This is a genomic window from Collinsella aerofaciens, from assembly GCF_040926405.1.
Lineage (GTDB): Bacteria > Actinomycetota > Coriobacteriia > Coriobacteriales > Coriobacteriaceae > Collinsella.
The window spans coordinates 109,267-121,276 of sequence record NZ_JBCOIG010000004.1 but is presented as its reverse complement, the minus strand read 5'-3'; the positions used below and the strand labels follow the sequence as shown (position 1 = coordinate 121,276).

The 12,010-nt window shown below is 60.2% G+C and carries 6 protein-coding genes; all 6 read right to left on the bottom strand.

Annotation, left to right across the window (positions count from 1 at the left end; translation table 11 throughout):
• Positions 1–174: 174 nt before the first annotated feature.
• A complete protein-coding gene (locus AB5758_RS03115; RefSeq protein WP_368141122.1) occupies positions 175–6,348 on the bottom strand; it encodes a Spy0128 family protein in 6,174 nt (2,057 codons plus the stop codon).
• Positions 6,349–7,192: 844 nt separating this feature from the next.
• Positions 7,193–7,534: a 4Fe-4S dicluster domain-containing protein gene (locus AB5758_RS03110; protein WP_225094079.1), complete on the bottom strand. Its 342-nt coding sequence runs from the start codon at positions 7,532–7,534 to the stop codon at positions 7,193–7,195.
• Positions 7,535–7,541: 7 nt separating this feature from the next.
• Positions 7,542–8,630 (bottom strand): hydrogenase large subunit, encoded by a 1,089-nt coding sequence (locus tag AB5758_RS03105; protein WP_368141121.1) that lies wholly within the window; start codon positions 8,628–8,630, stop codon positions 7,542–7,544.
• 5 nt (positions 8,631–8,635) lie between these two features.
• A complete protein-coding gene (locus AB5758_RS03100; protein ID WP_368141120.1) occupies positions 8,636–9,355 on the bottom strand; it encodes an NADH-quinone oxidoreductase subunit C in 720 nt (239 codons plus the stop codon).
• Positions 9,355–9,975, bottom strand: coding sequence for an NADH-quinone oxidoreductase subunit B family protein (locus AB5758_RS03095; RefSeq protein WP_368141119.1), 621 nt, complete (start codon positions 9,973–9,975; stop codon positions 9,355–9,357). The genes AB5758_RS03100 and AB5758_RS03095 overlap by 1 nt, the downstream gene beginning before the upstream one ends.
• A 12-nt stretch (positions 9,976–9,987) precedes the next feature.
• The coding region (locus AB5758_RS03090; protein ID WP_368155358.1) for an NADH-quinone oxidoreductase subunit H at positions 9,988–12,010 on the bottom strand (2,023 nt) is incomplete at its 5' end.

Sequence of the window (12,010 nt, the reverse complement as noted above, 5' to 3'; positions counted from 1 at the left end):
GAATTTAAACGGCTGAAAAAGGGGCATCGACCTGCGCCGATGCCCCCAACGTGGACACACATTTTGTCCTATAAGCCGAGATACCTCCGTGGCGGCTGGGGCTGGGGGTGGGGCTATGTTCTGGCTCCCCGCCGGCCGCCCGGGGCCTTCTGGCCCCGGGCGCTGCCAGCGTGCCTAGCGCTTACGGATACCCCAGACCAGGGCTCCGACGCCGGCCATGGCGATGACAAATGCCATAAGCAGAGCGGCAGCCTGCTGGTCGCCCGTGGTGGGCAGGAAACCCTTGACCGTCTTGACGATGTTCGTCACGGTCTTGGGCGTGCCGGGATCGGGTGTCGGCGTAGGAGTCTCGGGCTTCTTGTACGTGTTGTTGAACACGATACCCTCGACGCTCCTGTCGCCCTTGTTAAAGGCGACGTTCGCCTTGAGGTTGCCCTCGCCGTCATCGACCACGTTGACGGTCGCGGTAAAGACGGACTTGTCGTAGGTCATACCGGCCTCGTCGCCCTTGACTTCGCTGATGGTGTAGACGTGCGTACCGGGCTCGTCGTACTCAAACTTGTCGAAGCTGATCTTACCGTCGGCATCGTTGGTGACGGTGGACTCGATGCCCTCGCCAACGAGCTTAAAGCTGAACTCGTCCTTCTTGAGCTCGCGTCCCTCGAGCACCTTGATGGCGCCGATGGAGACTTGGGTGGGCATGGCGTGATACTTGTTGGTAAAACCAGCCGACTCGGTGGTTCCCTCGAGCTTGTGCGTCACGGCCAGTGTGCCATCGCCGTTGTCAGAGACGGTGGCCACGACGGTGTAGGTCGTACCGTCATAGGTGACGCCCTTGTACAGGCCGAGCGCATTGGGGCAAGCCTCGCGCAGCGTGTACGTGTGCGTGCCGGGCGCCTCGTAGCGGATCGGGCTCAGTGTCACAGTGCCGTTGGCGTCGTTGGTGCCGCTAGCGACAACCACGCCGTCCTCGAGCAGATCAAACGTGAACTCGCCGGCTGCAAGGTCGCGTCCGGTCAGACGCTTGACCGTCTTGACCTGATCGGTCACGACAGAGTCGGTGGGCGTTACGCTGTAGGTGTTGATGAATGTGAAGGCCGCACCGTCGTCGCCGTTGCGCACGACGCTCAGATGTCCGGCGCCGTCGTCAGTCACGGTATAGGAAACCTTGCGCGTGGCGTTGGCATCGTTGGTCACGCCAGGGGCGCTGCCGGTCTCGGTCACCGTATAGGCAAAGGTGTGCGAGCGCGGAGCGGTGGGGGCCGCAGGCTCGGACTCGTCGACATTGGCGTCAGCGGCGGGGTCGGCCTCTTCAGCCTCTGCCTCGTCGGCCTCGGCCTCGTCAGCTTCGTCCGCCTCGGCCTTATCGGTCGCATCGTCCGTCACGCCCAGAGCGCGGTTGAGGTCCTCGAGCGTAAAGTGGATCTTGCCAAAGTCCACGTTACCGGCTGCGTCGTTGGTTACGGTCGTGCGCTCGGGCATCGGGGCACCTGCCTCGTCGGCGGTCACGGTAAAGGTGAACTTACCCGTGATGTCGGCCGGGGTCAGGCCCTCGGCAACCTGGAGCTTCTTAGTACCGGTGAGCGCGGCATCCACGGCGTCGGCGCCGTAGACGTTCTCGAACAAGGGCTCGACGCCGCCGTAGTCGACCGTCGCCGTCAGGGTACCGTCACCGTTGTCGACGACGATAACCTTAAAGCCAAAGCTCCACGTTGTAGCGGAAACGCCATTCGGCAGCCCGAATAAATCTTCGTAGGCCGTGTAGTTAATGGTCCAGGCAAGCTTACCGTCCTTGTCGGTACGATGGGCAAGCCCAGCAGCCTCAAGATTAGCAAGCATCTTAGTGTCGTAGTGCAGCGTATCAAAGCTCACGTGCCCGCCGATATTGGGCTTGAGGTTTTCGTATGCCACAAGCTCACCCTGATAGGCGATGCCGAACCAGAACTCGCCGTCGGCCATCGGGCGGCCGGTCAGAGTCTTGGTGGCAACGACCTGAGCGGCGGTGCCGCCAGGCGTGTTGGTCGTAGCGCTGTAACTGTTGTGGAACGGCACCAGGGCCTTCTCGACCTTGTTCTCGCCACTCTTGTGGACCGTCTCATGCGTGCCCTCGGGACCACCGGAAACGGTCGTCGTAGCAGTGAGCGTACCGGCGGTGTCGTCGGCGATGGCGATCGTCACCGTGCGTACGGCGTCATCGTAGGTGTAACCGGGCTGGCCGTCGTTCTTTTCGGCCACGGTGTACTTGAAGGTCTTGCCGGCGTCAGCCTGCGTAAATTTAACCTCATGAACAGCCAGAATGTCGATCAGTCCGACCGTTGCCTCTGCCGCTTCGGGAGACTTGAAGCTGTTGGCCCCGGGCAGCAGACCGAGCGCGCGAGCCGAAGCGTCGTCAGCAGGTGTCACGGTAAAGGTGAACTGGCCCTCGGTCATGGGGCGGCCGTCCAGATACTTGCTGAGCCACAGACCGCCGGCCGCGGTGTAGTTAAGCTCAGTGCGGTACGTGTTGGTAAAGCGTCCGTTTTCCTTCTTGGTGACGTTGGCGGTCAGGTTGCCATCGCCGTCCTCGGTCACGGTTACTTCGGCGGTCGCGACGTGGGAGTCATACGTCATGCCGACCGTATTACCCGCGTTCTCGCGGATCTCATACTTGTAGGTTCCGGCAGCCGTGTAGTGGATCTTGCCGAACTTGATGGCGGCGATGCCGTCCTTCGCGTCCTTCTTACTCACGGTTACGGTTGCGGGATCGGGCAGCGGGGTGCCCTCGGAAGCGGTAATGGTAAAGCTGAACTTGTCGGAGTCCGTCCAGTCGCGACCGTCGATGGCCTTGCCCAGGCCAAAGTCGAACTCTGCGTCGAGCGGGGTCACGCTGTAAGCGTTCTCGAAAGTTGCAGCCTTGACGTCGTCCTTCAGAACATGCGTGGCGCTGAGCGTACCGTCGCCGTTGTCCGTGATGGTGGTCTCGATGGTGTACTCGGCATCGCTGTAGGTGACGCCCTTGCTGATGGTTCCGCCCTTGACCTCGCGCAGCGTGTAGGCGTGCGTTCCGGCCTTGGTGTACTTCACGGCGCTCATCGTGATCTTGCCATCGGCGGCGTTAGTGCCGGTGGCGATAACCTTGGCGTCCTCGCCCTCGCCCTCGACGAGCTCGAAGGAGAACTCGCCGGCAGCAAGCTCGCGCCCGGTCAGGACCTTGGTCGCGGTAATCTGGTCGGTGACGCTCGTCTCGACAGGCGTCACGTTATAGGTATTGGTGAACGTAAATGCCACATCGCCGTCCGGCTTGTGGGATACGCTCAGATTGCCCTTGCCGTCATCAGTCACGGTGAAGGAAACCTCGCGCGACAGCTTGGCGTCGTTGGTCACGCCAGCGACCTCGCCGGACTCGGTCACGGTGTAGGTAAAGGTGTGCTCGCGCTTCTCGGGCTTCTCGCCCAGAGCCTTGTTAAGGTCGTCGAGCGTAAAGGTAATCTTGCCAAAGTCGACCTTGCCCTTGGCATCATTGGTCACACTCGCGTTCGCGGGCATGGGTGCGCCCTCTTCACCGGTCACGGTAAAGGTGAACTTGCCGGCAATGTCAGCCGGGGTCAAGCCGTCGGCGACCTGCAGGTTCTTGATGCCCGTAAGCGATGCCTCGGCAGCATTTGTGGTGTAGGCGTTCTTGAACTCGATGCTCTTGACGTCCTTGGCGCCCTTCAGCTCGTGCGTAGCGGCCAGCTGGCCCTTGCCGTTATCGGCAATGGTCGTCACGACAGTGTAGATCGTATCGTCATAGGTGATGCCACCGGCGTCGCCCTTGACCTCACGCAGCATGTAGGTGTGCTGGCCGATCTCGGTGTACTTGATGGTGCTGAACGTCACCTTGCCGTCGGCGGCGTTCGCAACGGTCTCGATAAGCTCAGAGTCCTCGCCCTTAACCTCGCGCAGCTCAAAACTGAACTCGCCTTCCGTCAAGTCGCGCCCGGTCAGGGACTTGGCCACGGTAATCTGGTCGGTAACGCTGGACTCAACAGGATCCGCAGCGTAGACGTTCTTGAACTCGGTCACTTCGGCTTCACTCCAGGCCACCTTCACAGCGGCGCTGAGCTCGCCCTCCTTGTCGGGCGTTACCGTCACGGTGATCTCCGCGACGTTCTTGCTGTAGGCGATGCCGTCAATCGTGGTCCCGGCATGCTTTTCACTGACCTTGTAGACGTACGTGCCAGGTTCGGTGTATTCGATCGTGCCGAAGTCGATGGCAGCCTTGCCCTGGTCCAGGTCAGCCTTGCGCACGGTCGCAGTCCTAGCCGCAGGCATCGGGGCGCCGCTCTCGGATGTCAGGCCAAACTCAAACGCGTCAGCATTCGTCCAGTCGCGACCCTCGAGCACCTTGGTTAGACCAAAGCTGGCCTTGGTGTTCACCATTGCCGGCGTCATGTCATACGCAAAGCTGATCTTGCCGTTGTTGCCCAGATAGGAATTGACATGCGTCGCAGCCGCCTTGGCGGACACGTTGTTCCATTTGGGGTTGAGAACGTCGGTCGCGGTACCAGTGCTGTTGCCGCCCACGCTGCCCTTGGTGGTGTGGAGCTCGTCGATAAAGGCCAGACGCGCGGTTCCCACGCTAAACGAAAGGTTGCCGTCCTTGTCGGCAACAATAGCGCCGTCAAACTTGGCAGCGTCGCCGCCGATAAACTCGATGACGGCAGTGGCGGGCTTGGCCTCGCCGTTCTCGCCCTGCTCCTCAAACTCATCCTTGTAGTAATAGGTGCCAGTATCTGTCAGCGAATTCTTTGCAGGCTGTGTGCAGTCCTTGTCCGTGTAAATGGGAGTCTGCTTCTGGAAGTAGTAGTAGCGGTTGGTGTCGGCCGGCTCAAAGGTCGCAACCGTATCACCCAACGCACCACCGCTCCACTTGTTCGCGTAGAAGCTCACGGTCTTGGTGCCGTCAACGACAGTCGTATTATGCTCGATGTAGTCCTTGAGCCCCGTGACCTTCTCGGGCGTAAACAGGTTGTCAAGTGCGGCGCTCTTCACGCTCGAGGCATACTTCACCTGAATGGGCTTAACGTTGTCGACCGAAAGCTTGCCGTCTACGGTCTTAAAGTGGCTCAGCGGAATCAACGACGCAGGAATGTTAACCGTTACGATATCGCCCTTCTGGGGATTGTCAGCGCCAGCACGCTGCACGGTGATGAGCAGGTCTTTTGCCTTGCCGGTGAACTCGTATGTGTCGGTATTGGTTTCTTTGTTGAACGTCTTGCTCGCCTCGGTAAACGGCGTGCCGTTGATGACGACTTCGGTAAATCCGTCGACCTGCATAAAGTCGCCCAGCTCGTCGGTAAACGTAATGTAGCCGGACTTGGTCTCGTCGTAGCCCTTATGGATTTCGGTCGGATAAGGCGCCTCCGATGTGATGGCCTGTGAGATGTCGTCGAAGACCTTCTTGAGCTCTTCGGCGTTGGTCGCCGACTTGTAGTAGTCGGAGTTTTCCGCGCGTGTGCCAAGCTTGTCGCTCGCATACGACGTGGCATCGGGATAATTACTCGACACGGCGTGCATAAACTTGTTGACGTCGCTTGTCCCCTCTTTCGAGGGATCGTCAGCGGGGTCCGCTCCACTAAAGATGCCGATGGTATAAACGGTGGCTTTGCCATCCTTCATCTTCTTGGCAGCCGTCACGGCACCCTTGGCGACGTCAGAATCAAACTCGCTGAAGCTCGTTGGCTTGCCGTCGGTAAAGAACACAACGATCTTCTTGGCATCTGCGCGGCCAAAAGTGATATCCCCGGCCAGTTCCAGACCATAGTCGGCACGCGTGGCACCGCTTGGTTTGATTCCAGCAACTGTATCCTCAAGAACTTTCACGTTGCCGCCAGAGCAATCGGTCAAACCCTTCATCACCTGCGAGTTGTTGTACCAAAATTGCCCTTTCTTGTACTGGTCATTGCCGACCTTATTGGTCTTATCACCCGCAAACTTAACAATGGCAACCCTGTGCTGCCTATCGACACCCTCGATACCCTCGTTTTGCTTGGCAATGGTATTGATAAAGCTGTTCGCAGCGCTCTTCAGTGCATCGATACGCTTGGTGGAATCTCCGCCACCCATAGGATCATCCATCGAGCCAGAGGAATCCAGCACCATCACGATGTCAAGCGGCGTGGTGACCGTCACGGTTGAATTAGACGTCGAGGACATCGCCGAAAGCGTGGTCAAAAAGTCCGACTCTTCGTTTTCCTCGGTTGCCTTGACCGTCTTGTCGGTCCAGATTCGACCGACGTTTTGGGTCGTTACCTTATTGCCACCGTGGCCTGCCGCCCAGATTTCCCAGCGACCGCTGGTGTCGGGGTCGGCGACCTTTCCGGTCATTATCGGTCCGTCCATTCCTGTGCTGGACCTGGCGTTGGCCTCGGGCAGCATGGCGAATGCTGCGGCTGGCAACACCAGCACTACGGCCAGTATCACCGCCAAGAGACCCCTCGTGTACTTACCCATCGTGTCTCCCTTCTCGCAGGCTCAGACCTTGCATCAGCCTAAAGTTACGGAATGAGACACAATTAGGGCAGGTGACACATGTTCCAGATTCGGTTTTGGGCGTGAGACAAATGTCTCACCAAAGTTGAGACACGGCGTTTTCGCAGGAAAACGGGTGCGACTCGGAGCCATCAGGCAAAAATGACCCGTTTTCCTCCGTCCCCGGGGAATCAGTTGGTAACGCTCGCCACGAAATCGGGCCATCTACTACGTTTGACTCGATACCCCCGACCATAGCCGCTTTTCATGAAAAACTGCAAGCGTTCTACCTGCGGTTTTCATTTCGCATTACTTGACGTGGTCGAGGGCTGCCGCCTAAACGTAGTAGATAGGCCCATTTCGTGGCAGACGGGTCACGCGGCAGCCCTCGCAAGGCAAAAATGATCCGTTTCCCTCTGTCCACGGGAGATCAAGGGCTTCTACGGATATGGTGCTATTTCAAAACTATGCCGGATTACGGGGCAAAAGTCGGGACCCTCATCCATACCCTCATTTTTTGAAAAACGGCAGGCTATCTACCTGCGGTTTTGTTTTTGTGTTTTTCCGTATGGTCGGAGGTTCGCCATCCAGCCCCGTAAACCGGCATAGTTTTGTTTGCGGCGGCCCAGCCGCGCGTTTAAGCGCGGGGCCGGTGGGGCATTTTTGCCCCACCGGCCCCTATTCCAGCTCTATTCCGGCGCTATTCCGGTTTGGTTTCTACTGTGGGAGTCTTGTCCGCTGCGACTGGGGTGCGGGCGGTGTCCATAGTCAGGCAGTGCTTGGGGCAGCTCTCGATGCACTCACCGCACACCACGCAGGCATACGGGTCGATCGACCACGTTCCGCCCTTGCGATCGACCGCGAGCGCGCCCGCCGGGCAACGCCGTGCGCACATGCCGCAGCAGATGCACACGTCCATGTCATTGACGATATGCCCGCGCAAGCGCTCGGGCGCCGTCAGCTTCTCCTGCGGATAGCACACCGTAACCGGCCGCTTGACCATAGAACCCAAGGCCGTCTTGGCAAATGTCAGTAAACTCATGCCGCGCCTACCTTTCCGTGCAGCTAATGCAGGGGTCGATGGTCAGGATGATCATGGGCACGCTAGCAAGGAGCACGCCCTGCAGCGCATGCGTCAGACCTGCCAGGTTTTGCGACGTCGGCGTGCGCACGCGAAAACGGTCCAGGTTCTTGGTGCCGTTGCCGCGTACATAGTAATACGCCTCGCCACGCGGTTGCTCAATCACAACCTCGCCACGCGCGCCGTCGGCCGGCGTGAGCTTGGTGCGTCCGCCGATGCCGTCGTGCGGAATCTTGCCGACAAGCTCCTTGATGATGTCCATGGCCTGCGTGACCTCGGCACAACGCACCTGGCAGCGGGCATAGCAATCGCCATCGGTGGCAACAATCGGCTCAAACGCAGCCAGATCCGCATAGGCGCCGTCACCGAACATGCGCACGTCGTAATCCACGCCCGAGGCGCGCCCAAACGGGCCGACCATCGAAAGCTCCAGCGCGTCCTTCTTGCTGATCACGCCCACGCCATGCAGGCGCTCGCCGCAGCTATTGTCGTCCAAAAACGTATGCACCAAGGCCTCGTAGTCGGGGCGCATGGCGTCAAGCGTCTGGACAATGCCGGCCAGCTCGGAGTCCTCGATATCGTGCTTAAGGCCGCCGATCTCGTTAATCGAAAGGATCACGCGGCCGCCGCAGGTACTCTCAAAAATCTTGAGAATCTGCTCGCGCAGGGTCCACGAACGATAGAACAGCGCCTCGAAGCCAAAGGCATCGGCGAGCAGGCCCAACCACAGCAGATGCGAGTGAATGCGCGAAAGCTCGTGCAAAATGGTGCGGATATACTGCACACGGCCGGGCACCTCGATGTCAAGCATGCGCTCGCAGGCGCTGGCATAGCCGCAGCTGTGACCCACGGCGCAGATGCCGCAGATGCGCTCGGCGATGTAGCCAAACTGGTGCATGTCGCGCTTTTCGGTGAGCTTCTCGAGTCCGCGGTGCACAAAGCCGATCTGCGGAATTGCCTCGATGACGCGGTCGTCCTCGATCACCAGGTCCAGATGAAGCGGCTCGGGCAGCACCGGGTGCTGCGGGCCAAACGGAATAACGGAGCGACGTGCCATGGACCTTACGCCTCCTTTTTCTGCTTGTCGCGGGCGGCCTTGGCGGCAAGCGCCGCGCGGACCTTGGCCGCTTTCTCGGGATCCATGGCGGCGAGCTTTGCTTCCAGCTCGGCGGCTTTGAGCGCGGCCTTGGCGGCAGCTTCATCGTGCTGAGCATCGGAGCCGGCAGCCGCAGCGGGCTGAGCGACAGTAGCACCCGCGGCATCGCCAGCGCCCGCGGCACCCTCCTCCGCAGCGGCCGCGGCAGCAGCGGCCTTCTCGGCAGCGGCTTTGCGCGCCTTGGCCTCGGCGGCGGCACGAACCTTCATGGCTTTCTCGCGGGCGGCTTTCACCTCGGGCGTGATCACACTCATGGGCTCGGCGGTCGAGACCTGGTAGAAAAAGCCCTTAAAGTCAATCTGCATATCGGTGATGGCAAGACCAAATAGGTCGTGGGCCTCATTTTCAAACGGAAATACCGCCGGATAATACGAGCTGATGGACGGAATCTCCTGGCACTGGTCGATGCCCTCAACCACCAGGTTCTCGATCGCATAGTTTCCGTCCCGCGCGATCTGCTCTTGCGCAGCGCGGACGTTGATAAACGTATAGACCAGGCGATACGATCCGTCGTCCACACAGCGCTCGGCATGCATCTGCACAAAGCGCGCGCCGGCACCCTTGAGCGCCTGGACATGCGGCAACAGCTCGTCGATCCTGACGGTGATATAGATAGCCTTTTGCATTACTCGGCCTCCTTTGCAGCGGCGGGCGTCTCAGCAGGCACGTCGCCAGCGGCGGGCGCTGCGGACTTCCCGGCACGCGCGTCACCGGCGGCGGCCGTGTCACCGGCCCCCGCAGCCACAAACCCGTCCTCGCCCAGCTCAACGCCACCGTCCCAGGTAGCAGCGCCGCCCACGGTGAGCGGATCGCCGCCGGCGCGCATCACGGCCTCCTTCTGGTCCAGGATGCCGCACGCCTCCACGATGGCATCGATCACGGTCTCGGGACGAATGGCGCACCCGGGCGCGTACACGTCCACGGGAATCGCACGGTCCACGCCGCCGATCACGTTATACGCATCGCGGAACACGCCGCCCGAGCACGCGCAGATGCCGCACGCCACCACGCACTTGGGCTCGAGCATCTGGTTGTAGATCTGGCGCACGACGGGCAGGTTCTGGGCATTGACCGACCCCGTCACCAAAAAGATATCCGCATGCTTGGGGTTGCCGGTATTGACCACGCCAAAGCGCTCCGCATCGAACAGCGGCGTGAGCGAGGCCAACACCTCAATATCGCATCCGTTGCAGCTCGAGCCGTCGTAATGAATAACCCACGGCGAGCGCGACATTTTATGATCCATGGATGCCGCCTCCTAAATAAACACGTCGACGAGGATGGGCATAAGGTTGAGCAGGCCAAACACCAGCGCCACGCCCCATCCGAGCTTAAAGCAGCTGCGCCAGGTGCTGCGTGCGAAGGTGTTGTCGATCAGCACCTCGACAAAATACGTCGCGGCCATCACGACCAGGGCTACGACCCAGCTCACCGGGTTGTCCCAAACAAAGAACATGCCCACCCACATCAAAAACAGCACGGTCTCGCACCAGTGCATAAGGGTCATCTTGGCCAGCGTGCCGCCGCTCATCTCGGTGGCGACGCCCTGGACGATCTCCTGATGCGCGTGATGCGAGTACGAAAGGTCAAACGGCGACTTGCGCAGCTTGATGGTAAGCACCGCGAGCAGCGCGAGGAAAATAGGCGCGCTGTACACGATGATGGGGGCCGACTGCCCCGTCACGGCGATGGAATCGAAGCTATCGGTAGCAAGGTACAGGCCCACGCTCATCAGCAGAACGGCGGGCTCGTAACTCATAACCTGCAGCAACTCACGATCGGCGCCGACCTGGGCAAACGGGCTTTGCGTCGAGGCGGACGCCAGCACCACAAAGATCGCGGCGAGCGTCACCATAAAAGCGCACAGCAGCGTGTTGGAACCCGACACAAAGATGCCGCCGCCCACCACGGTAAAGATGAGCGCACACGCCATGTAGGTATCGTCCATGGTGTTTACGCTGGCAGGGGCCTTGCGCAGCAGCTTGGCAACGTCGTAGAAGGGCTGCAGCAGGCGCGGGCCCACGCGGCCCTGCATGCGAGCCGAAAGCTTACGGTCAAGACCGTCGATCAGGCCGCCCACAAGCGGCGCCAGCAGGGCAAACACCACGGTACCAATAAAGATGCCCACGACGCCCGAACCTTCAAAATACTTGCCGCGCAGCACCGAGGGCGCGCTCATGGCAAGCCGCTCGGGCCCAATCCACGCGCAGCACAGCAGCGCAAACAAGATGATGCTGCAGCACACGACGCTACCCACGGGGCTAATACGCTTCTCGCCAAGGGCGTCCTCCGAGTACCAATTGCGCTTTTCGGCCTTCACCTCGCGTCCCATCGAGCCGCGGAAATGGCGATATTTGTCGGTTCCCACACCCGAAAGATATACGTTTACGTGCGGTTTGTTGCTCACGCGGAATGAAGTCAGCAGCACCACGGCGATAAACGCCACGATAACCACCATCAGATACATGGCGTCCTTGCCAATAACGTACGGCACGCGGCCAAACACCATGGCCAAGTAAGGCGACACCAGACCGCTCGAGATAATCGGGAAGGCCACGCAGCACAGAATCAGCAGCGCGGCGATGGTGTTGAGGGCCATCCATTCGGTCTTATGGACATTGACCTCAACGTTTTGAGCCGTGGGGTCGACGCCCGAAAGCTTGGCAAGCCACTTGCCCCAGAAGTAAAACGTCGCGGCCGAGCCAAAGGCAAGCACCATGATCATGAGCACGTTGCCAGTCTGTGCGAACGCCACCAGGGCGCCCCACTTGGACACGAGCATGCCAAACGGCGCCACGAACATGCCCATGATGCCCAACATCATCAGACGCGTCAGGTGCGGCATGCGGCTGAACATACCGTCCATGTCCTCGATATTGCGGCTGCCGATATGATGCTCGGCCGTGCCCACGCACAGGAACAGCAGCGACTTTGCCACCGTGTGAAACAGGATCAGGAAGATGGCGGCCCACACGGCCTCGGGTGCGCCGACACCCAGGCAAGCACTGATGAGGCCCAAGTTGGAAATGGTGGAGTACGCGAGCACGCGCTTGGCGTTGCTCTGCGAGATGGCCATGAGGGCAGCGAGCAAAAACGTGATGGCACCCACACTCGTGACCATAAAGCCGGTCACGGGATAGATGGCATATAGCGGGCTCAGCTTGACCATTAGGAACACGCCGGCTTTGACCATGGTGGACGAATGCAGCAGGGCGCTCGTGGGCGTGGGGGCAACCATGGCGCCGAGCAGCCAGGTGTGGAACGGCATCTGCGCAGCCTTG